This window comes from Paenibacillus sp. FSL R5-0519 (assembly GCF_037974275.1).
In the GTDB taxonomy this organism is placed as follows: domain Bacteria; phylum Bacillota; class Bacilli; order Paenibacillales; family Paenibacillaceae; genus Paenibacillus.
The window spans coordinates 982,481-1,006,552 of record NZ_CP150234.1 but is presented as its reverse complement, the minus strand read 5'-3'; the positions used below and the strand labels follow the sequence as shown (position 1 = coordinate 1,006,552).

General features: G+C 48.1%; 17 protein-coding genes. 8 read left to right on the top strand and 9 right to left on the bottom strand.

Annotated elements, in window-relative coordinates:
* The first annotated feature begins 571 nt into the window (after positions 1-571).
* Positions 572-2,137 (top strand): M4 family metallopeptidase, encoded by a 1,566-nt coding sequence (locus tag MKY73_RS04365; RefSeq protein ID WP_339305840.1) that lies wholly within the window; start codon positions 572-574, stop codon positions 2,135-2,137.
* A 173-nt stretch (positions 2,138-2,310) separates the two neighbouring features.
* Here the strand turns inward: MKY73_RS04365 and MKY73_RS04360 are convergent, their stop codons facing one another.
* The gene (locus MKY73_RS04360; protein ID WP_339305838.1) at positions 2,311-7,560 is read right to left on the bottom strand and encodes a WIAG-tail domain; all 5,250 of its coding nucleotides are present in this window, start codon (positions 7,558-7,560) and stop codon (positions 2,311-2,313) included.
* A 482-nt stretch (positions 7,561-8,042) separates the two neighbouring features.
* Between MKY73_RS04360 and MKY73_RS04355 the strand changes: the two genes are divergently transcribed.
* Both MKY73_RS04355 and asd read left to right on the top strand, forming a co-directional pair.
* The gene (locus MKY73_RS04355; RefSeq protein WP_339305836.1) at positions 8,043-9,176 is read left to right on the top strand and encodes a YheC/YheD family protein; all 1,134 of its coding nucleotides are present in this window, start codon (positions 8,043-8,045) and stop codon (positions 9,174-9,176) included.
* 85 nt (positions 9,177-9,261) lie between these two features.
* Complete coding sequence (gene asd, locus MKY73_RS04350) at positions 9,262-10,053, top strand: archaetidylserine decarboxylase (protein WP_339237400.1); 792 nt, start codon at positions 9,262-9,264, stop codon at positions 10,051-10,053.
* 347 nt (positions 10,054-10,400) lie between these two features.
* On the opposite strand, the gene MKY73_RS04345 is transcribed toward asd, so the two are convergent.
* Positions 10,401-11,186: an AraC family transcriptional regulator gene (locus MKY73_RS04345; RefSeq protein ID WP_105601246.1), complete on the bottom strand. Its 786-nt coding sequence runs from the start codon at positions 11,184-11,186 to the stop codon at positions 10,401-10,403.
* A gap of 368 nt (positions 11,187-11,554) precedes the next feature.
* A complete protein-coding gene (locus MKY73_RS04340; RefSeq protein ID WP_339305835.1) occupies positions 11,555-13,015 on the bottom strand; it encodes a PLP-dependent aminotransferase family protein in 1,461 nt (486 codons plus the stop codon).
* 152 nt (positions 13,016-13,167) lie between these two features.
* Here MKY73_RS04340 and MKY73_RS04335 point away from each other — a divergent pair, with 152 nt between their 5' ends.
* The 3 genes from MKY73_RS04335 (at position 13,168) to MKY73_RS04325 (ending at position 15,658) form a co-directional block, all read left to right on the top strand.
* A complete protein-coding gene (locus MKY73_RS04335; protein WP_339305833.1) occupies positions 13,168-13,785 on the top strand; it encodes a pyridoxamine 5'-phosphate oxidase family protein in 618 nt (205 codons plus the stop codon).
* 178 nt (positions 13,786-13,963) lie between these two features.
* Positions 13,964-15,262 carry an aminotransferase class I/II-fold pyridoxal phosphate-dependent enzyme gene (locus MKY73_RS04330; protein WP_339237406.1) on the top strand — a complete coding sequence of 433 codons (1,299 nt, stop codon included), beginning with the start codon at positions 13,964-13,966 and terminating at the stop codon, positions 15,260-15,262.
* Between the two features lie 270 nt (positions 15,263-15,532).
* Entirely contained in the window at positions 15,533-15,658 is a 126-nt protein-coding gene (locus MKY73_RS04325) for a YjcZ family sporulation protein (RefSeq protein ID WP_206759599.1), read from the top strand.
* A gap of 168 nt (positions 15,659-15,826) precedes the next feature.
* Here the strand turns inward: MKY73_RS04325 and MKY73_RS04320 are convergent, their stop codons facing one another.
* From MKY73_RS04320 to MKY73_RS04300, 5 genes are all read right to left on the bottom strand, one after another.
* Entirely contained in the window at positions 15,827-17,044 is a 1,218-nt protein-coding gene (locus MKY73_RS04320; RefSeq protein WP_339305830.1) for an ABC transporter permease, read from the bottom strand.
* Between the two features lie 2 nt (positions 17,045-17,046).
* Positions 17,047-17,799, bottom strand: coding sequence for an ABC transporter ATP-binding protein (locus MKY73_RS04315; RefSeq protein ID WP_091020857.1), 753 nt, complete (start codon positions 17,797-17,799; stop codon positions 17,047-17,049).
* A gap of 27 nt (positions 17,800-17,826) precedes the next feature.
* Positions 17,827-19,200: a DEAD/DEAH box helicase gene (locus tag MKY73_RS04310; protein WP_339305828.1), complete on the bottom strand. Its 1,374-nt coding sequence runs from the start codon at positions 19,198-19,200 to the stop codon at positions 17,827-17,829.
* Positions 19,201-19,399: 199 nt separating this feature from the next.
* The gene (locus tag MKY73_RS04305; RefSeq protein ID WP_017692466.1) at positions 19,400-20,173 is read right to left on the bottom strand and encodes an SDR family oxidoreductase; all 774 of its coding nucleotides are present in this window, start codon (positions 20,171-20,173) and stop codon (positions 19,400-19,402) included.
* A 55-nt stretch (positions 20,174-20,228) separates the two neighbouring features.
* Positions 20,229-20,687: a chemotaxis protein CheX gene (locus tag MKY73_RS04300; protein ID WP_036605799.1), complete on the bottom strand. Its 459-nt coding sequence runs from the start codon at positions 20,685-20,687 to the stop codon at positions 20,229-20,231.
* Between the two features lie 456 nt (positions 20,688-21,143).
* Between MKY73_RS04300 and MKY73_RS04295 the strand changes: the two genes are divergently transcribed.
* Both MKY73_RS04295 and MKY73_RS04290 read left to right on the top strand, forming a co-directional pair.
* Positions 21,144-22,046 carry a LysR family transcriptional regulator gene (locus MKY73_RS04295; protein ID WP_036605798.1) on the top strand — a complete coding sequence of 301 codons (903 nt, stop codon included), beginning with the start codon at positions 21,144-21,146 and terminating at the stop codon, positions 22,044-22,046.
* A 30-nt stretch (positions 22,047-22,076) separates the two neighbouring features.
* Entirely contained in the window at positions 22,077-22,886 is an 810-nt protein-coding gene (locus MKY73_RS04290; protein ID WP_339305826.1) for a histidinol-phosphatase, read from the top strand.
* A gap of 448 nt (positions 22,887-23,334) precedes the next feature.
* On the opposite strand, the gene MKY73_RS04285 is transcribed toward MKY73_RS04290, so the two are convergent.
* On the bottom strand, positions 23,335-23,967 hold the full coding sequence (locus MKY73_RS04285) for a GNAT family N-acetyltransferase (protein WP_339305824.1): 633 nt from the start codon (positions 23,965-23,967) through the stop codon (positions 23,335-23,337).
* Positions 23,968-24,072: the final 105 nt, after the last annotated feature.

The following is a 24,072-nucleotide window of genomic DNA, read 5'->3' as shown; positions in this document are numbered from 1 at the left end:
GAAAAACGCTACCTCTCCCCTACTTCAGACACAATTTTAAAAAAAATCTAAATTTGTATCTTTTCCAAAGTTTTACACTGTGATAATATACGTTCCAAGCAGTTTCATTTACAAAAATAACCTTATGGTGAACATAAGTTCCCATTTGTCTTTGTGAATCTATTTATTGACCTTAGGTTGATTAGATGATGATCTCATTCACAGCACCTGTTAAACCGATTCATTCTACTCTTGAGAGGAGTGATGCCGTTCAGAACACACTGCCTTCGTCATTTATGCAAACCCGGATTGAACACCCCAGTTTTTCGTAAACGAATCTTCTGCCCGCGCAATTGGACAACCCCCGGCTTTCTGAAAGTGGAGCACAATAGACGATTAAACCTTCGGACTGAACTGAATAAAACGGTCACACAGGCCCAAGCCAATTTTGTTCCAATCGTTTCTTGTCTGATTCCACGCTTCAGGTTCAGCCCCACGCTCCGCGCTGCCCAAGTTGCAGACGGAATTCCAACCGAGATTGGCATGATCATTTTCCAACCAAAAATATAATTTAAGAATGGGAGAGTTTACTATGAAATTCGCCAAAGTTATGCCAACAATTCTTGGAGGAGCTCTTTTGCTCGCTTCCGTATCCTCTGCTGCTGCAGCTCCATTGTCTGATCAATCCATTCCACTTCAGGCCCCTTATGCCTCCGAGGAGGGTATTCCATTGAACAGTGGAACAGATGACACCATTTACAATTACCTTGGACAGCAGGAACAATTCCTGAATTCGGATGTGAAATCCCAGCTCAAAATTATCAAAAGAAACACAGATACATCTGGTGTGAGGCACTTCCGCCTGAAACAGTATATTAAAGGTATCCCGGTATATGGTGCAGAACAGACGGTTCACCTGGACAAGACCGGAGCCGTGAGCTCTGCACTTGGCGATCTTCCACCGATTGAAGAGCAGGCCATTCCGAACGATGGTGTAGCCGAGATCAGCGGAGAAGACGCAATCCAGATTGCAACCGAAGAAGCAACCTCTCGGATTGGAGAGCTTGGTGCTGCGGAGATCACACCTCAGGCTGAATTGAACATCTATCATCATGAAGAAGATGGTCAGACGTATCTGGTTTACATTACGGAAGTAAACGTACTGGAACCTGCCCCGCTACGGACCAAATATTTCATCAATGCAGTAGATGGCAGTATCGTATCCCAGTTTGACCTCATTAACTTTGCCACTGGAACAGGTACAGGCGTACTCGGTGATACCAAAACACTGACAACCACCCAATCCGGCAGCACCTACCAACTGAAAGACACCACTCGCGGCAATGGCATCCAAACGTACACAGCGAACAATGGCTCATCGCTTCCTGGTACCTTGCTCACGGATTCGGATAATGTATGGACCGACCGTGCAGGTGTGGATGCTCACGCCCATGCAGCTGCCACGTATGATTTCTACAAAAGCAAATTCAACCGTAACGGGATTAATGGTAACGGATTGCTGATTAGATCCACCGTACACTACGGCTCCAACTACAATAATGCCTTCTGGAACGGAGCACAGATTGTCTTTGGTGACGGAGATGGAACCACGTTCCGATCCCTGTCTGGTGATCTCGATGTTGTGGGTCATGAATTGACGCATGGTGTCATTGAATATACAGCCAATCTGGAGTACCGTAATGAACCAGGTGCACTCAACGAAGCCTTTGCCGATATTTTCGGTAATACGATTCAAAGCAAAAACTGGCTGCTCGGTGATGATGTCTACACACCTAACATTCCAGGAGATGCACTGCGCTCCCTCTCCAACCCTACATTATATGGTCAACCTGACAAATACAGCGATCGCTACACAGGCACACAGGACAACGGCGGTGTCCATATCAACAGTGGTATCATCAACAAAGCCTATTACCTTGCTGCTCAGGGCGGAACACATAATGGTGTGACTGTTACCGGAATCGGCCGGGATAAAGCGATCCAGATTTTCTACAGCACACTGGTGAACTACCTGACACCAACGTCCAAATTTGCCGCTGCCAAAACAGCTACCATTCAAGCAGCCAAAGATCTGTACGGAGCGAATTCTGCTGAAGCTACTTCCATTACCAAAGCGTATCAAGCTGTAGGCCTGTAAAATCTTACTTTATCGTGATTGAACTTATAATGTACTCATCCTAATGGTATCCAAACGTTCAGACACCCCCCACCGTCCGAACGGATTAAGCTTAGTTCAAACCAAAAGCGGTGTCCCGGACAACTCTGGACACCGCTTTTGTCATTCGTGTAATAAGGATACAACAACCTGCACTATCCTTGCGAAGGTCCCGCAGCAATCCATGACAATAACCCGTACGTATGCTTGCAATCTGCCGTACGTGACACTTCAAGTACCGCTTCGTCCTCACTTTGCGAGAGCAGGGAAATCTGGAATCCCCGATCATTGCTCATGCCCACAATCACATAATGTTCTGAAGCAAATGACTCTTCAAAAACAACGGTTACCTCTGTGCTTCCTTCACTCTCTGGCAGTACAAAAGCTTCCATGCCGAATTGTTGTACAACCGGTTGCTTGCTTACGCTGCGAACGGGTTGGAAGGCCAGATGTTTGGCCTGAACTGCCCCCGATTGCAACTGGCTGCTGCCCACGGCATCATTACACAGATGCTCTTGTGTAATCGATTGTTCACTTAATATAAACTCTGTCGTTCCAGGGATCTCCTGTAACTGTTCAAGCTGCAGTTGCTGAGTCTGATCTGCCTGTTCTGTCGTGAACAAAGCTGCCTCTGGTTCGCCAGGCTGATCGGTTTGGGATACCAGCTCTTGCTGTTGCTCCAGCTCCTGATTCGATGTCTCGAGAATTTGTGATTCTTCCAGAACAGCACCGGGCACTCCATCGACCAGGATCTGCTGTAAAGGCTTTGCTGCTTCGCTCTCCGTTTGAATTAATCCCTCTTGTCTTCGGATCGCTGCCAGTTGCTCCAGCGTTTCTCCACTGAACTGACGAATCGCATTCCATATCTCTTCGCTCAAATGCGCCGGACCTACAATCCCTGCATTCAAGTGATTGGAAGTAATACTCTGATCACTCAGCTTGCTGCCGTTCACACTGCCATCAGCCAATTTGGCACTTGTGACGGACCCATTTTGCAGATGAACCCCGCTTACTGATTCCTCTTCCAGATGGGTTGTGCGAATGCTGCGTTCTTGAATATGTTCAGCAAGGATCGATCCATCCTGAATATGCCGAGATTGCACACTGTTGTCTGCCAAGTGGATAGCCGATACCGCACCTTCAAGCAATTTATTACCGTTAACACTGCCGTCCGCCATTTTGGCACTTGTTATGGAACCATTGTGCAGGTGAATCGCACTTACCGATTCCGCTTTGAGGTGAGAGATCCCAATGCTGCGCTCCTGAATATGGTCAGCATGTATGGCTCTCTCCTGGATATGACGGGATTGTATACTTCCATTTGCAATGTGGACATCCGACACCGCATCTTCAAGCAATTTGCTGCTGCTTACACTGCCATCGGTCAGTTTGGCACCCGTAATGGACCCATCTTGCAGATGAACCGCACTTATTGCTTCTTCCTCTATATGGGACGTACCGATGCTATGCTCCTGAATATGATCAGCAAGGATTGCTCCTTCCTGGATATGGCGAGTTTGCACACTTTCGGATGCGATATGGCTCCCGCATACAGCATCTTCGAGCAATTTGCTGCCGTTTATGCTGCCGTCAGCCAATTTAGCACTTGTGACCGACCCATTTTGCAGATGAACGGCACTTACCGCTTCCTCTTCCAGATGGGTTGTGCCGATGCTTCGCTCCTGAATATGATCAGCATGAATGGCTCCTGCCTGAATATGCCCGGATTGTACACTGTCCGATGCGATATGAATCCCCGATACCGTGCCTTCGAGTAACTTGCTTCCCGTTATACTGTTATCCGCCAGTTTGGCACTCGTGACAGATCCATTTTGCAAATGAATAGCACTTACCGCTTCCTCTTCCAAATGTGCCGTGCCGATGCTCCGCTCTTGAATATGATCAGCATGAATGGCTCCTGCTTGAATCTGACGGGATTGCACACTATCATCTGCCATGTGGATATCCGATACCGATCCTTCAAGCAGCTTGCTGCCCGTTACACTGCCGTCGGCCAACTTGGTACTTGTGACAGATCCATTTTGCAGATGAATGGCACTTACCGCTTCCTCTTCCAAGTGATACATGCCGATGCTGTGCTCCTGAATATGGTCAGCCAGGATTGCTCCTTCCTGGATATGGCGGGATTGCACACTTTCAGATGCGATATGGATTCCCGACACCGCATCTTCGAGCAATTTGCTGCCGGTTACACTGCTGTCGGCCAGTTTGGCACTGACGACGGACCCATTTTGCAGATGAACGGCACTTACTGCTTCCTCTTCCAGATGGGTTGTGCCGATGCTTCGTTCCTGAATGTGTCCAGCATGAATGGCGTCTGCCTGAATATGCTCGGATTGCACGCTTTCGGATGCAATATGCATCCCCGATACCGTACCTTCGAGTAACTTGCTGCCATTTATACTGCCGTCCGCCAGTTTGGCACTCGTGACAGATCCATTTTGCAGATGAAACTCACTCACGGACTCCTCATCCAGATGAATTGAGCCAATACTGCATTCTTGAATATGATCAGCAAGGATCGCTCCTTCTTGGATATGACGGCTTTGCACACTTTCGTTGGCAATGTGAGTAGCTGATACTGCCCCTGCAGCTAATTTGCTGCCATCAACACTACCGCTTGCTAGTTTGGAGCGTGTTACGGATTCATCCTGCAAAATAATCGTGCTTACCGCTTCTTCTTCCAGATGAGACGTTCCGATGCTGCGTTCATGGATATGATGAGGAAGAATTTCACCATCCTGAATATGACGGGAATGTACAGCTCCTTGCTGCAGATGAACAGCACTTGTCGACTCTGCCTGGAGATGCAAACCACTGATCAAACCTGGCTGAAGATGAGCCGCTGTAATGGATAAAGGGGCCAGATGGTCTGTTTCGACAGATCCAGGTGCCAAGTGATGTGATGTGACCACCTGTTCAGCAATATGCTCCGCATGAATGATGTCTGCCTTCAGATGCTGTGAGCTTATTACTTGAGTTCCCAAATGTTCAGCTTTCACGCTGCCTTCAGCCAAATGCACGGATTGTACTACAGATGGCTGCAAGTGCTCGCTACCTACAGCACCCTGTTGCAGTTCTGTCCCGGATACCGAGTCTGCTGCCAAATGGTCCGCACTTACGGACCCGTGCCGAAGTTTATTCCCCGTAATACTTCCATCAGCAAATAATTCCGGTGTGCGTATTTCCTCCGACAAATGTTCCAGGGAAACGGCATGCTGCTTCAGGTGATATCCGCGAATCGTTCCGGCTGGGATATGTTTGGCGTTAATACTTTCTGCCATAATTTTGGAAGAAGTCACGCTCCCGTCTGCCAGTTTAGCTGACGTAACTGCAAAATCCGCCAGTTTATCTGTGGCAACACTCTCTGGTGAGAGCTTCGGTGAGGTAACCGCATGATCAGTTAGATGAGGTGGAAAAATGGACCCGCTAGCCAACTGGGCTGAAGTTATACTGCCAGGAGCCAATTTTTCCGTTGTGACCGCCGCCCGTGCAATAGCATCTGTTTCAACACTGCCTGGTTGAAGATGAGGTGCGCCTACGGCATGTTCTGTCAGATGATCTGATTTCACTGCATACGGCCTCAGAGCCTCGGAACCCACGCTCCCTGGAGCGAGATGTGTACCTGTGACTCCACCGTTCGCAAGATGCGAGGAACTAACACTTCCCGGGGCAAGCACTCTGCTGCTCACCGATGCCGTTCCAAGCTTTTCTGTTGTCACACTTCCATCCGCGAGCTTAACATCTGTAACAGCAGCATCCTGCAATTCATACGTACCTACGGAGGACTCTGCAAGATGCCGCTCAGATACTACGCCATCTGCGAGAGCATCTCCGGATACACTTCCTGTCGACAGATGAGTTGCCTCGATGCTTCCACTAGCAATATGAATGGAATGAATTGCGGAATTATCCACATGTACTGGCGTGATTCCCCGATTTGCAATATGTTCCGCGCGAATGGAACCTTTGGCAAGATGTTTACCCTGTACGGCTTCATCCGCAATTTTGGAAGAAATGATGCTTTGATCTGCGATCTTGGAAGCCGTAATGGATTGCTCCAGCAATTTTGCTGTTCCAACAGACTGGTCTGCCAGTTTGCTGCTGGTTACTGCACCTTCCGTCAAATGCTCACTGCCCACTTCTCCATTGCCAATCTGTTCCTTGCCAACGGCATGAGCACGAATCTGGCTTGAACCGATTGAACCGTCCAGTAGATGTCTTCCACTTAGTGAACCCTCAGCCAAATGTCTAGTTTGTATGGACCCATCCTCAATCTGGTCACTTCCAATACTGCCACTCGATAGGTGTGAACGGCCGACAGCCCCTTCTGCCAGATGAGTCTGTTTGACAGCACCTGCCTGAATATGGTGAGACTCGATGGATAGTTCTTCAATTTTGCTGCCTGTGACAGCAGCTTCACGGATTTTGGATGTAGTTACCGCATCATCAGCCAGTTTGGAAGTATGCACTGCTCCTCCGGTGAGGTGCCTTGTATCCACGCCGCTAATCGCGATCTTGTCTCCAGTTACGGCATGATTCTTGATTAACTCTTCCGTTACCAGCATGCGGCTGAGATGTCTTGTGCCAATTGAACCATCGGCAATTTTGGTCGAATCGATGACCTGATTGCCAAGCTTCTGAGAAGTAATACTGCCATCTCTGATTTTCTCACCGGCGATGGAAGCATTTCGTATTTTGTGACCAGATACAGAACCATCGATTAGGTGTTCCTCAGATACCGACGCTTCTGCAAGTTTCGCGGAAACAATGGCCCCGTCTGCAATATGAATGCTGGTCACTGCATAATCCTGCAATGCTTCACTGCCAACCGCATCCGGTTTCAGCTTGGAGGCATCCACAGAGAAAGGAGCCAGTTTGCTCTCCGTAACAGCAAATTCACTCAAATCATCCGTGTAGATGTAATGTCCGGTATGACCCGGCATCTGGTTCTGGTTCAGGATCTGCAGCCGATCCCTGTTTGTGATCTCTTGATTGTTGATGTCCTGCTTGTTAATGTCCTGCTCTTCTACCAGAGCGGGCGGAGCCACGCTGCTAACCTGAAGCTGCTTTTCGGAGTCATCTTGCGCCTCCACTTCCTTGCTAGCCGACTCTACAGGTTCGGGGTTGATTTTGGCTGTGCTCTCCAGCTCTTCCAGCTCGTTCGTTGTAGCAGGAAGCTCTGTTTGTTCCAATTGGAATTCTTCCGAGGCCTGAACAGCTCTCGAATCCCTTTTATTCGTACTCAATCGCTCTTCCCTATTCACAGTGAAACCTGAATTCATCTTATCTGCCCTGCGATCCGTCAGTTCCAATTCCTTGAATTTTGGGCTCACATGCCGCAGTTTCGGCGTCGGAACCTTCTTTTTGCCATTTTTACTCATGCAGCTTGCTCCTTCCTCAAACGTTCATCTCCGGCATCATATGCTTCTATATGGGCATCTGCCACTTCATTTATGACTTTTGCGAATGCCAGAGCACCAATGTATAGGCGCATCAAGACAGGAAGGTTCGATGAACTTCGTGGAAATAGGCGTGTCAGGATGGTAGAGGAAAGGCGGCTGTCCACGCCCCCGTCCCAATCATGTCATAGAATATTATGTCTATGTCGTGTCTGAGAACTCCTGAAGTACATCGTTCACCGTCTTTTCTCCCCGTGCTGCGGCACTTTCCCTTGCTTGGAACGAAAATTCGGCCAAACCTGCTTCCTTCGGAGTTTTCAGTCATGACCTGAGCTAACGCTCGTGCATAGCGATGCACTTACACACCGGTCTGCGTTATCGCGATGTCTGAGCCATGCGGTGACAGGCCGGCATTCCATGAATGGACGATCCATGGTCGCGATAACATCGAAGGAGGAACGGTCATGCTCCAAGAAACGATCGGTATTATGTTCGATTCACGCATGTACCGGGGGATACCGGCCGGAAGGACCGGTCAGGAATCACTCGCGAATTATGAACAGGCAGCGGCCAGTTATGGATTAACCCCCTGCTTTTTGCGGCTGGAAGATATTGATTCGGATCAAAAAACATGTTTAGCCTATGTAAAAAAAGAAGGCAGATATGTTCGCGAGCGCATGTTATTGCCCTCCGTCATTCATAACCGTTCACTTCAGCTTCGACGGACGGAACAGCATCAGATCAGCAAGCTGATGTTGCAGGGCATTCAGGTATTCAACGTTCGCAATCGGTACCGCAAAGATCATATTCATGACATGCTTCATCAGGATCACATCTTAAGAGAACACCTGCCCCACGCCGTTAAAGCTACGCCAGAATCTCTGGCCTATATGATGGAACATTATGATGACCTGGTCATCAAACCATGCAGCGGTAGCATCGGTCATGGTATTATGCGTGTCTTTGAACGAGATGGACAGTGGAAACTAACCTGTGAGACGAAGGCTGCAATTAGAGGATGGGCAACCTTCCGATTGAGCAAAGGACAGCTTCCTTCCTCCACCCTAAGGCGGATCTTTCGTCATGCCTACCTCATTGAACAGCGTATCCCTCTGGTGCGTTATGAGGGCAGACCGGTCGATCTGAGGGTATCCGTACAGCGTGGCGGTGATGGCTTGTGGGGAATTACAGGCATGTTTGCCAAAGCGGCTCCTGTGCATACGTTTGTCACCAACATCGCCCAAGGCGGTAAAGTCATGAAACTTGCAGATGCTCTTGGTGGGGCAGTGGAATCCGAATTCGACCTAGCCCGACTGGAGCACAGAATTGAATTCGTTGCACTCCGAATTGCCCGTGTATTAGCGGCCAGTCTTCCACATCTGGCTGATCTGGGCCTTGATCTCGGGATAACGCGCAATGGCCAGATCTATTTTATTGAATGTAATGGACGCGACCAGCGTTATGGATTTCGCAAGGCGGGAATGTCGGATCATTGGAAGACAACGTACAGCAATCCTATGGCTTATGGTCGTCTGCTGCTGGAACAGAATTCGAGAATTCCAAGACAACCGCAGACATACGATAGGAGATCATATTGATTTCGTGTGCATTCTGTGTCAATATTATGCAGAACGGCCGGTCTTGCCGGCCTTGAAGTTCGCATTAACCCTAAGGGGGATATTCATGGCAAAAACGCTGTTGCGATTAATGACCGAGCTTTCTTCGCGCAAATGGATCTCCCGGACTGTGGGAGCCTTCTCCAAAAGCCGGGGAAGTAAGGCATTTATCCCTTATTTTGTCCGGACCTACGACATCCCTGTTCAGGAGGCCGAGAAAGATTGGAAGGAATACCGTTCACTGAACGATTTCTTTACCCGCAAGTTAAAGCCGGGCATGCGCCCGTTGGAACTTTCAGAGCATGCACTGATCAGCCCGGTAGATGCCAAGATTACGGCAGCCGGTCCAATATCTGCAGGGACACTCCTGAATGTTAAGGGACAAAATTATACACTTGCTGAATTATTAAACCATTCTCCCCATTTGGAGAAGTACAAGCACGGATACGGATTCGTTCTCTATCTCAGCCCTCGCGACTATCACCGCATTCATGCACCTGTCAGCGGCCGCAAAATAGAGAGCGAACACATCAAGGGCAAAGTTTATCCCGTGAATGACTTTGGGCTGACCCATATGAAATCCGTGCTTAGTCGAAACGAGCGGCTCATTACGTATATCGCACACGATTACGGTGAAGTGGCGGTTGTCAAAGTGGGTGCAATGAACGTGAGTAGCATACAGTATGCTAACGCGGACACAAGTACCTGGGCACAAGGCGATGATCTGGCCTATTTTGAATTCGGTTCCACTGTTGTTCTGCTCACGCAGAGTGGCACATTTGAACCAAAACCAGGCTTACAGCCAGGCGATTCGGTCAAAATGGGTGCATTGCTTGGACGTTTGAAACCGAAGAATTAATGGTCCATACGCAAATAAAGAGGATGGCGCAGCACCTGTAACCAGGTATTGGGCCATCCTCTTTATGTCTTCATATCGATCCATGTATACATGCAATACGAAGCTTCGCTCCGTCATTATTGGTCTGCTGAGTTCTCCTCAAAACCACACATCTTGCAAGTCTTCTGCCGGTTTGACGCGACGCAGACGGTTCCGGAAAATATTGCACCCCTTCGTAGAGCATCCCCGGTTGCGGACCCGACGTTTTCCGTTCATCACAAGTTCCCCCCTTTTGGTCATCTGGAATGCTAGATATTTACCCTTGCGTTCCAGACTTGAAACGTTGTCATGTTCTTCCCATCCGAATTTTAACGGATCTCGGACGGGCTTTTGCCTGTATACTGCTTGAACTGACGACTGAAGAAGAAAATATCCCGGTATCCCAGAGCATCTGCCACTTCGGTCACATTCATGCCGGTATGCACCAGCAGATGTTCTGCCCGTTCAATACGCATGCGGATAATATAAGATTGCACCGATGATCCGACCAGTTCCTTGAACTTGATCGAGAAGTACCGGGGCGATAAGCCCGCTCGGGCAGCCAGATCTTCCACCCGATGTGTAATCCCTGGATGCTGACGCACATAATTGGCAACCTCCTGGATAACATCGGACAACTGGTTGCTTACCTTTTTCTCCACAGGTTCTTCCGTATCGGCGCGCAGCAAATGAATCATCAACTGCTTCAGAATCAATCGACTCTCTTCATCACGTCCGTACACATCCGATAAGAACAGTCTTACATAACGTGCCAGCAAGTGCTCAAATTCCACCGTTTCCTGTACCTCACGATAAGACTGAGGCACATCAGTCACAGGTCCGTCCACATCGAAGTGAATATACGTAAGTACCAACGGTTTTTGTTTATTATGTGTTGCAGTAGGATGATCTCCTGGCCTGAATAAAAAACAACTCCCCTTGCCAACTTCATACGACTGGTCATTCAGTACAAGCGTTCCTTCACCACTCCATACATAAAATAAATCATAGTTTTGCATCGGTTTTTCCCGCTTCTGCCACTTCCAGCCCGGTTCACAGACAATTTTGGCGACAGCGGGCAAAATAACAAATGATGACGGCGATGCCTGCAGCATGTCGCCACTCCCCCTTGATAGTTAATCTCTCTGCATATGGCATCATTCTGATCTGAATCTCACATCTTCAATCAAGGCCATATGTATTTCAGCATCTATATAAGTTGAACTAAAGAATATTTACACTTGCCACTGCGATGACAGAACAACCTTCCGATCGCTGTTATCCCCCGATTTTTTTGATTCACTTTTACAAGGTGAAAATCTGGCGATAAAGGCGAACGCTCCGCTTCTTCAGGTTATTTCTGCCCTCTACGTTTCGTATAAATGGTTAGTTCAACTTGTATAGCATCATTCAATCCAACTTGCTCATATATGATCTCTGCTCCTAACGGAGCGAAATGTCTTATCCCATTATACAGCGGAATTCACCGAAACGAAAATGTGCACTTCTCCCAGGCTATCCGCATTCGCCGGATTCCCTCTGTCATCTCTTCTTTCTCCAGATGTGCAAACCCAAAACAGACCGCCGGATGAGCAGAAGTCAGCCAATATCGCTCTGCATCACGAAACAGGACGCCATCCTCCTGAGCGAGCTTTTTAAACCGCTGATAACTGTCTGCATCGCCACTCCAGGTAGCGTAGATATGCAGTCCTGCATCACCAAGCTGCATCTTGAATGCTTCCGGCAACTGTAGCTCCATCTCTCGGACAAAAAAATCATGCCGTTCCCCGTATAAACGGGTTAACCGTCGCAAGTGCCTCAGGTAACCTCCTCTGGTCATAAATTTGGCCAGTGCGCGCTGCTCCAACAGCGCAGGAGGTACCGGTTCATACAGCGTCTTGGCTGCAAGCAGAGGTTCTACCAGGCCAGGTGGCAGTACAGCATAACCAAGTCGGAACGAAGCAACCATCGTTTGTGAGAATGAACCGACATAGATGACACGCTGTTCACGATCAAGCACTTTGAGGGGTTCAATCGGTCTTCCGCCCCATCGGAATTCACTGTCATAATCATCTTCGATAATGACCGCATTCCGCTTCGAGGCCCACGCAAGCAAGGCACGTCTTCTGTCCAACCCCAGCACGGCACCTGTTGGAAACTGCCGGGTAGGGGTGACGAATAAGGTCTGTGCCTCCCAAGGCTGCGGAATAATGCCTGCGGTATCCACATCTGCCGGGATGATGTACCCACCACAGGACTTGACGGCATGGGCGATACCCGGATAACCCGGATTCTCCAATACAACTGCTGCATTCTCCGTAATCAGCAGTTGAGACAGTAAGGTTATGCCTTGCATTGACCCACTGAACAATACAATCTGAGACGCTTCAGCCTGGATGCCACGTGTCCATCTGAGATGGGAGGCGATGGCCTCACGCAGTTCCGGATCACCGGCTGCACCGCTCGATTCTCGCCAACCACTGCGATGAACAGCAGCGAGCGCACTCTTCCATTCCCCTAGCGGGAAATGTTCGGCAGGCATGCGCTGCATTTGAAAATTAATGACGGACGGGTTCGGTGAAGACATTGGAGTCCGCAGGACATCATGTTGCTTATTCAACCTCTGTACCCGCTCGCCCCATGGAGACAGCCTGAGAACGGCTTCCTGTTTATCATTTTCCTGAGTGGATAATGTTTCGGTTACAAAGGTACCTCTTCCCCGATGTGCATGGACATAACCATCCGCAAGCAGCATATCGTATACCTGAGCTACCGAACCACGTGACATCTCATATTGCCTTGCCAACTCACGGGTGGAAGGAAGTCTTGTGCCTCCCACCAATGTGCCTGCATGTATGGCATCACGTAACGCATGGTACAATGCCTCATACTTGTATCGATGCTGACGTTCATAGGTATCCATCGGCAACCACAATTCCATCATGCACCTCTCTTCATTCGTCTTCATTATGTATCCTGACCAATTGGCCTACTAAAGTGAATCTAAATTGGATCTATTTCATTGTCAATGTATGAACTATTGTTATCCATAAGATATGGCGTTCTATTATACATTTCATTGATGGGGGAATACACGTGAGACGGAAAGAATTCACAGTAGATGAAGAACAAGAAATTACGGCATTTCTGGATCAGTGCTCCTTCGGGTTTCTGGGGACGGTCAGTCCGGATGCACAACCACGGGTTACGCCACTGAATTTCGTTTATATGGACGGTTGCTTTTACTTCCACGGCAGTCTGGCTGGAGAGAAGATGAAACAGATCAAACAGGATTCCTCGGTCAGTTTCACGGTCGCTGAAGAGTTCTCCCTAATCCCCTCCTATTTCAGTGATCCCGAGCTTGCTTGTCCGGCGACTTCATTCTTCAAAAGTGTCATGGCCTTCGGTCAGGCAGAACCGGTTAAGGATCTGGACATTAAGGCTAAGGTACTGCAACGATTCATGGAAAAACTCCAGCCGCAAGGCGGATATGTACCGATTGATGCTACTGACCCGCGTTACACAGGCAACCTCAAAGCTGTAGCCGTTGTAAGAATCATCCCCGAACGAGTCACTGCCAAATTTAAATTTGGACAAAATTGGTCCATTGAACGCTTGGATCATATACAGGGTGAACTGGAACAGCGCAATGAGGGACGAGATGCTGAAACCGCTGAGATGATGCGGAAATATTGTCCATTTCATAAGCAATAAATTTCATTTTCAGAGGATTCATCCAATGATAAATTCAGCTAATTCCCACCTCGAAACCCTCTGCAACAACGCGGTAAAGTGATATAACTGTCATATTGCGTAATTTCCGTGACGGGGGCATGTCAAGGTGATATAATGTTAGGCAGTTGAATCACAAAGACTTGGAAGGATGAAAAGAATGAATCCACTGGCTGAACAGTTGAACGAAAGTATTCAGACAGGCAGCAGTCACGTCTACTCCATGCTGTCACAGCTTGGCAAAGAAATTTATTTTCCAAAAGAGGGGATTTTGAGTCAATCTGCTGAAGCAGCAAGCTTGGCCAAGACCCATAATGCCACGATTGGTATCGCCCTGGAGGGTGGTGTGCCGATGCATCTTCAGGTTATTCAGGAGAAGCTGTCTGCATTCCAGCCAAAGGATCTGTATCCTTACGCTCCACCTGCAGGCAAACCTGAATTGCGGACCGTCTGGAGAGACAAGATGCTGAAGGAGACGCCTTCCCTGGAAGGCAAAACATTCGGCAATCCGATTGTAACCAATGCATTAACCCATGGACTAAGTATCGTAGCCGACCTGTTCACCGATGAAGGGGACGCTGTCATATATCCGGATAAAAACTGGGAAAATTACGAGCTGACCTTCGGCATCCGTCGTCATGGCCAGTTGGTTCATTATCCCCTGTTCGATGATCAATTGAACTTCAACAGTGACGGTCTGCTTCAGGCGTTGCTTGATCAAAAGGACAAAGGTAAAGCCATCGTGCTGCTCAACTTCCCGAATAACCCTACGGGTTATACGCCTGGAGCCAAAGAAGCAGATGCCATTGTAAACACGATTCGTCAGGCAGCTGAAGCTGGCGTGAACGTGGTTGCTGTAACAGATGATGCGTACTTTGGGCTGTTCTTCGAAGATTCCATTCATGAATCCCTGTTTGGCAAGCTTGCCAACATTCATCCACGTGTGTTGACCGTAAAAGTGGATGGTGCAACCAAGGAAGAGTTCGTATGGGGCTTCCGCGTTGGATTCATTACGTATGCCCATGAAGATGCAGCCGTTCTGCATGCATTGGAACAAAAAACACTCGGTATTATCCGGGCAACGATCTCCAGCGGCCCGCATCCTTCCCAGACTTTTGTATTGGATGCACTCAAAGCACCGGAGTTTGAAGCACAGAAACAGGAGAAGTTCGAGATTATGAAAGGCCGCGCCAATAAAGTGAAGGCCATTCTCGATAGCGGAAAGTATGATGATGCTTGGGATTATTATCCGTTCAACTCCGGTTACTTCATGTGCCTGAAGCTGAAAGAAGTTGGCGCTGAAGAACTTCGGAGCCACCTACTTCACAAATACGGCGTGGGTACAATCGCGCTTGGTGAAGCGGATCTGCGCATCGCATTCTCCTGTATTGAAGAATCCGGATTGGAAGATCTGTATGAAACCGTCTATCGTGGAGTTCAGGATCTGCGGACGACTTAGTTAAAACAGACCTGAACCCTGAATGATATAAGAACCCTCTGTATGCCGGGACGACGTTACATGTCTCCGAATATATAGAGGGTTCTTTTGGTTCTTTGGTTCTTTTTGTGTTTTACAACTCGCCAGATATCACTGCTACACCCGGACAGCTGCCCAAAAGCTCGAAATTCTGGCTTTACCGGGCATCGGCCCAATCAGCCCACCCCCAAGGCACATAGTATACGATGTACGCAAGGGCGTGCCAAACAACCACTTGAAAGGGGAATGACCATGTCTGGAGTTGAAGATACAAGAGGCGGTTATGGATGCGGCGGTTACGGAGGATTTACTAATACAGGTGCCATTCTCGTTCTGTTCATCTTGCTCGTCATTATCACGAAATCATTCCTCTGTTAGTACCAATACACACATGCGCGGGAACCAAGTGATCTGATCGCAACATGAAGAAGGGTATTCCGGGACACAGCCCGGAATACCCTTCTTTGTTGATTGAATAATAATGATCACCGTCCAACTCAAACCACCATCCGGGCTGGCAAGAGGTACGTAGGTTCAACCACTCATTTACTCGTCTTCTTCTTCCTTCAACCACTTGTTGCCTTGCGAACGGCGCATGATCACAATCACCAGTATGCCCAAAATAAGGGCTATCCCGGTGACCGTCAGTCCACTCGCTCCAGCAGCCAGCATTGGCAGCCACATGAGCAACGCAGTCAGCGCATGTAGATGGAATATGAATCCCAACACCTGAGAACGACGACTTTCTCCCGAGATCGGATAGATCATAATCCAGAACGATTCACTATGACTGCGACGCAGTGCACCAAGCTGTACACCTGCAAGCAACAGGAAGAACAGATACACGCCGACACCAAAGTAGCTGCCTGCTGTCCACCAGGATAGTAACATGCCCAGCACAACTAGGCGTAACACGATGGAGAACACTTCGGTTCGAATAAACGTTTTGGTCATCAAATAACGGTAAGCTTTCCCCGCATTCCAGGGAAGACCGCTCCCCCATTTGCTAAGCCAACGACGCGAACTTACTTTTTGTCCGGATGAAGGTACATCCACGAACCAGCCGAGCGTCCGCATCACCCTGCCAGCCTGCCCCTGCTCCACCTGAATCAAACGTTCCCATGCCACCCGATGTTTCACTGGTATACGCAAAGCGACGATGTAGACGACAGCCAGTAACAGCAGGAACCATACGCTACGTTGAGGTGGCTGCCATAGCCATGCACCAACCGCCAGAACAGCCAGTGCCCATCGCAAGAGACGATATCCTCTGGATGCCCCAACCTGAACCATTCTTAGCTCTTGCCATGCTCCATAACTGGACAGCCCTTTCCACAGCAGCAGGAATACGATGAACCAGCCAAATGGCCGTGCATCCAGATCTGCTCTGACATAGAGGGGCCACAGCGTAACAAACACAAGCAGCAAACCCAGACTTTTATAAATGATGCCCCGAGCAAAGCTGTTCTTCAAATATTCCTGCATCCGGTATTCCTGTGGTCGCAGGAATACAATATCTGCCGGAAGCAGATATGTACGATAACTGCTGAACATCACCAGTGGCGCGAGCAGTAACAATGCAATCCAGCGAATCGGAAATTCGGCGGGAATGTTCTGAACAAACGATGTATACCAGGCAGAGAACGCAATGACAAGAAATAAAAAGACCATAGCTACACCGCTCTGGATGACATATCCCAGATAAGGAAGAATTTCGTTCCAGAATCCTGTGCGTCTTTGCTTCCATAGCTGCTTGAGATCCATGCTCAATCCCTGCCTTGTACGAGGGAATAGAACATATGCTCCAGCGTGGCATCCGATTCCCCGAATTGGGAGCGCAATTCATTCAGCGTACCTTGAGCAATAACCTGCCCACGGTGAAGAACGATAAAACGGTCACAGTAATTTTCAATCGTGGACAGGATGTGTGAGCTGAGCAGGATGGATGATCCCGAAGCTTTCATCTCGAGCATAAAATCAAGCAAAGAGCGAATACCCAGCGGGTCCAGCCCCAGGAAAGGCTCATCAATGATGTACAGTGGCGGTCCTGCCACAAATGCACACATGATCATGACCTTTTGCCGCATCCCCTTGGAGAGGTGAGTCGACAGACTTGTACTTTTCTCATTCATACGAAACAGCTGTAGCAGTTTCTCCGTACGTTGCTTGAAGTCTGCTTCCGACACATTGTACGCTCTTGCCGTAAACTCCAGATGCTCCATCACCGTCATCTCATCATACAGTTCAGGTGATTCCGGTACGAATGCCATGGCGGATTGGTAGATCTGCGCATCCTCGTCCCGCTTCTTACCCATCACTCGTACTTCACCCTGTTGAGGTGTCATCAAGCCGAGAATATGTTTCATGGTTGTACTTTTGCCAGCACCGTTTAAGCCGATTAGTCCAACCATCTCTCCACGTCCGACTTCCAGATCGATGCCGTGAAGGACCGGCCGTTTGGCACTATAACCTCCGCTTAGCCCGCTGATTTGCAGAACAGGCGATTGAACATTTTCCATCTATCCCTGCACCCCTTTCGTCAGATTCTATTCTTCGGAGCGTGGCGTTTTGTCTTTACTCCACTTGGGTGCTCCCTTGTTTTTACGATCCTGATCTCGCTCCGTACGTCCTGTATTGCCAGCAGGTTTGCTGCCCGATGGACGCGAATTGGAAATCGTAGCTCGGGTACCGCCATTGCGGCTGCCCTGACCTGGTTTACGATCTCTGGATTGTCCTGGTTTTCTGGAGAACGAATGTCCCTCAGGACGCGTATCCGGACGCGGATCAGCCTCCAATACTTTACCGCCGAAGAGTACACGTTCTGACAGTTCGATTCCGAGCTCGCGAGCGAATTTGCGCATAATGAAAATCTGAGTTTCATCCACAATGGAGAGTACAATACCCGAACGTCCCATTCGGCCTGTACGACCTGCGCGGTGAACATAGTGCTCCGAATCAAAGGCAGGATCATAGTTAATGACCATTGGCAATCCTTCGATATCCAGTCCTCTGGCAGCAACTTCGCTGGCGATCAGCAATTGCAGTTTGCCATTACGGAAGGCAGACAATACGTTACTTCGGGTCACTTTGTCAGCATCCCCATATAGTGCAGCAGCGGACAAGCCCAGATGATTCATTTTTGCTTCCACTTCACCAATATCTTCGGTTGCATTCACAAATACGATTGCGCGATCCGGATTGTACTGTCTAACCAGACGACGCAGCATGTCGATTTTGTTACGATTTTCTTCTACAAAATAATAATGCTCAAGGCCCGCAGCCGTAGCGCGATCCGGTTCGATGCCAATCTGAACAGGCTCTTTCATCTCACGCTTCGCGAGTCCAGCCGTATGCTCATCAATCGTTGCGGACAGGAAGATCAACTGACGGTCCCGCAATGCGCTCTTGAGTACAAAGTTTACGTCACTTACGCCGCCAAGTTGGAACACTTGGTCCGCTTCATCGATAACAATTGTAGAGACATTGTGCATTTTCAGTTTTTTGAGTGTAATCAATTCCTTCAGACGTCCCGGTGTGCCCACAACCAATTGTGGATGCTCACGCAGCTTCTCGATCTGACGTTTTGCCGCCGCGCCACCAATTAGACCCAGTACACCAATTTTGCGTTCTTCCCCGTAGCACTGTGCCTCACGTACAATCTGCATCGCCAGCTCTTGTGTAGGTGCAATAACGAGTTTCTGCGTACCTTTGACATCCATTTTGATGGATTGTAGCATTGGCAGGAGATATGCCAGCGTTTTCCCTGTTCCCGTCTGGGATTTGGATACAACATCCCGGCCTTCCAAAATAACCGGTATGGTCTGAGCCTGTACAGGTGAAGGTTCGTTAATGCCATGTTTCGCCAAAACGGCCTCCAGATCCTGTTCCACGCCAATTGAAGCAAATGTTTGATTCGTCATGTATGTCCATCCTTTTAAATTATTCATTTTGATGTGTACGGATATAACCGAAGCCTGTCATCACATTACCTTTCATTATATGCGAAAAAAGCCCGTGTACCAAATCTTATTCCAGGATTGTATGTAAACACGCCAAAAAAAAGAAAAGCCCCTCGGCGGAGCCTTTCTCTCATCCCGTATATGATGCCTCGTATCACATTTACTTCTGATTCATTACACCGTGCGACAATCGATCTGCAAGACGAGGAAATAGCTGGTACAGCCATATGCCAGCAGAAGCAAGTCTTGGCAGATTCACTTCTTCCTTGCGCTTTTTCATCGCCCGAATCATATGACCCGCAACGTCCTCCGGTTTCAACATCATCCAGCGTACATTATTCACATAATTGCCAGATGGGTCCGCCCGATGGAAAAAAGGTGTATCAATCGGACCAGGATTAATCGTTGTCACCATAACGCCAGTCTTGCGAAGCTCTTGACGCAGCGCATTACTAAATCCGAGTACAGCATGTTTCGTAGCTGTATAGGAAGCGGATTTGGCTGTACCGATTTTGCCAGCCATGGAGGCCACGTTCACAATCTGACCTTTGCCCCGTTCCAGCATTTGTGGAAGCACTGCTTTGGTGCAACGGACAATGCCCATGTAATTAACGTCCATCATCTCATCGAATTCCTGTACAGACATCTCTGTCATCGCTGCGAATTTCCCGTAACCTGCGTTGTTCAGCAAAATGTCAATTCGTCCGTATTTATGCAATATCGCCTCCACAGCTGCCTGAACTTGCTCACTATCCGTAACATCGAGCGTGAGTAATTCATGCGGCCCTTTCAGCGAGGCACCAATCTCTTCCAGCTTGTCCCGCGAACGGGCAGCCAGAATCGGGATGGCTCCTTCTTCTATCAGCATCTGCGCACACAGCGCACCGATACCACTCGATGCACCTGTAATAAACACTACCTGATCTTTCAGCATACCCGATGTCCTCCCGTATTGAACACATATGCCTCTTGAGGCGTATGGCTCTATTCTACGAGATCATGACCTGAATATCCATCTCACCAATGCCGTCCATCAGCAAAGGAATGCTCAGTGCTTTCGTTGCACTAAATGTAGTCAGATGTTCGGACTTCATCACTTGTGGAGGTGTAATATCGACCACAACACCCTGGTTCGACAGAATAGTGCTGGCATTACCACTGATCATATTACCCAGTTCCGAAATCGCACTTTTGCTCATTTCATCCATTTCTGTAATGACAAAACCGCCCATCATCGCAGATACAATTTTCAATGCAACTTGTTCATTGATTCCAAATACAATGTTTCCGCTAAGTTGTCCGGTCATTCCGATCACGATCCAGACATGGTCTGCAATGTACTCTACATTTTTCACGCCAAGACTCCCGGTGGAAGGCGAAACCTGGATGAGCTGTTCGAATACGTTCCGTGCCGATTCCAGGAAAGGATTAATCACTTCCGCTTTCACTGTCTATGTCCCCCTCACACTGGGTTATTGGTCACACACCAAAAGTCCCATATTCATTAAATTTATTATACTTTATCACGTACAAGAATTCATTAAGAATTCGTCAAATCATGTGTACTATAATTTATCGTCATCTGTGGGGCAAATGTTTATAGCTGATTCTAGCGAATAAACAGAGCTTTTCACTTCTTTTGAAGAAAGCATTTCAATCATCGTGCATGGCAAAAGGCGTTTAGGACTTTATTACTGCTTTTTCACAACTGTTAAAAAAATCAAATTTTTGTATTCACGTTTTTTTCACAGTCTCTTGAACTACTTTTACTCCCGATAATTCCCTTCATTGCTCTGCTGTCCTGAATCACCTATAATTTAAGATAACGGAACAATAACCAGTTACGGGTTTTCATCGCACCACATCTACATATCGAAGATACTTTTCCTGCAAGGAGGTCACCTATGAACATAAGCCAACTGGAGACACTAATTACCATTTCCAAAACGATGAGCTTCCGCAAAGCGGGTGAACTTCTCAATTTGACTCAGCCTGCCGTCTCAGCCCAGATCAAAAGCCTCGAAGACGAATTCAGCACCGTTCTTGTGGATCGTAACCAACCCGTTACCCTCACAGACCGTGGACAGGTATTTCTGGAACATGCTGAACGGATGCTCGACATCGTTGATGAGTTGAAACAAAAATTATCCGATCTCGATGAAACGCCTCAGGGACGGATTGTGTTAGGCACAACGACTTCCATTGCTATTCAGATCTTGCCAAGGGTGTTATCCTATTTCCAAGATCAATTCCCGCTGATCAAAACCAGTATCCAATCTCTTCCTTCATCACAGATCTATACCCAGGTCGAGAATGGTCTGGTTGATATTGGTATCGGTTATCTCACAGAGCGTAATCCCAACCTGAATACATCTGTGCTGTACTATGACACATTTGAACTCGTGGTATCTCCTTCCCATCCGCTGGCGAAGAAAAAACATGCTGCAGTGGATGTGCTCCGGAGTACACCATTGATTCTGCTGTCCCCTGATACCGTAGGACGACGGTTTACGGAAACCATTTTTAAGAAACATAATATTGAACCTAATATTGTAATGGAGTTGTCGAGCAGCGAAGAAGTGAAACGGATGGTCGAGATTGATCTCGGGGCAGCTGTCATCTCCAAACAATCTGTTGCGCATGAGTTGCGTCAAGGTACATTGCGAATGATACCCTTAAGTGAGCTGGAGGTCAGTCACCCTGTTGGTGTCATCTATAAGTCCAGTCGGTACCTCAACTCCGCGATGCAACAATTCATAAGTGACCTCAAAGGCATGCCGGAAACCCAGTTCATCAGTTCAGAATGACAATGAGCCATGAGAAAGGAAGGATTCCATATGAAATTCGATCTTCACACACATCATTTTCGTTGTGGTCACGCAGACGGCAACATCCGCGATTATATAGAGGCAGGTATTGAGGCAGGACTTCAGGCCATCGGCATCTCGGATCATACGCCATACTTTGGCAGTGAGCTTGAGCAGGCATTTCCACGGATCGCAATGGGCAAGTCTGAATTGCAGCATTATGTGAAAGAAGTCCTTGCTCTGAAAGAGGAGTACGCTGGTAAAATCGATGTGTTACTCGGCATTGAATCGGATTACTTCCCTGTTCATGCAGAATTGTACCGTACCACACTGGGTCAGTATCCTTTTGACTATATTATTGGTTCCGTTCATCATACCGAGGATGTAAGCATCTTCAACAAAACGCGGTGGAACGGACTGAGCGATGCTCGCAAAGTTGAAGTGAAAGAAAGCTATTATTCATTAATCCGGCAATCGGCACGCAGCGGCATGTTCCAGATTCTTGGACACATTGATGCGATGAAAGGAAATTATCCACCGTTCTCCGAAATTATCGCGGATCAAGCCATTGATGAAACGTTGCAGGTCATTGCAGAATCCAATGTAGCGATTGAAATTAACACATCTGGCAAAACCAAACTCAGCGGTGGCTGGTACCCTTCAGATGCCATTCTGGAACGCGCCCATCATTACGGGGTGAAGGTGACTTTTGGATCGGACGCTCATAAACCACAGCGGGTTGCAGATGAGCTGGATGACGTTCGTACACGCCTCAAGGAGATCGGATTCACCGACTGGGTATATTTCAAGCAGAAACAGATGCAGGTTGTATCACTGTAAAAAATATAGAACCACAGAGAAACCCCCACAGCGCGCTTGTTCACGCTGTGGGGGTTTTGGGTTTAATTCTAAATTAAAAATATTATATAAGTTCAACTGAACATTTACACGATAACGGAGAGGACAGAAATAACTTGAAGAAGCGAAGCGGTCGCGTTTATCAACGGATTTTCCCTTTTCAAAAGGGAATCAAAAAATCTGGGGATAACAGCGATCGGAGGGTTATTCTGTCATCGGAGTGGCCAGTGTAAATCCCCCACAGTTAACTTATATGGACAAAAAAAATGAACCCGCTCGCGCGGGTCCCAACAGCATTATCTATTATCAAAAAGGGGGTCATGAGATAAGTTTACCCCCTGTCTGTTAGAGTTCAATTGCAGCTATATTTCAATTGTGTAACAAATGATTGAAGTTCAATTCATTCACGTTTTACTACTCTTACTCTATGTTATTGGGGCTTGTCAGATACCAGTGTGTGCAAGTCTTTCTCCTGAAGCGGGCGTACGTATTGTTCCCGATACATGCTATACACTTTAACATCCATCAGAGATTCTGATCCTTCGTCATCCTCATCATGCAGTCCAAATGAGGGAAGACTCCGTTCGTAAGTCATTCCTATTTTGCCTAGCACCCGTTGTGATGAAACATTGGCCTCATAACAACGTGCCTCCACCCTCCACAGATGAAGATCGTCAAATCCAAACTGCAGCAGCCGCTGTACCGCCTCGGTAGCCACCCCTCTGCCCCAACAGGACCTGTTCAGGATATAACCAATCTGTGCGGTACCATTCTGATCATTCCAGTGCTGGAACGAGGTAATCCCAATGACCTGTTCCTTACCTCTCCAGCAGATCCCATAATGTAACGAATCCAGCTTGGCACTGCTGCTTCGTATCTGGTTCAATAACCGTCTCGCCCTGATCGGTGTGGGCTGGCTTCCCCGATTCACATATCGTATGACTTGAGGATCGGAAAAAAGTTCCGATAATGTGCTGTAATCACTTTGACGTAATGCTCGCAGGACAAGACGCTCTGTCCACAAAACCGGCAGACCTTGAACCAGCATTTTTCGGGTAAGCATGACAATCGCTCCTTTTGCCTAACGGGCTTGAGTCCGGTAAGACAAGCATGCTCTGAAGGTGATCCGGCGTAATATCATATAAACGGGTCCACGAACTTTAGTATT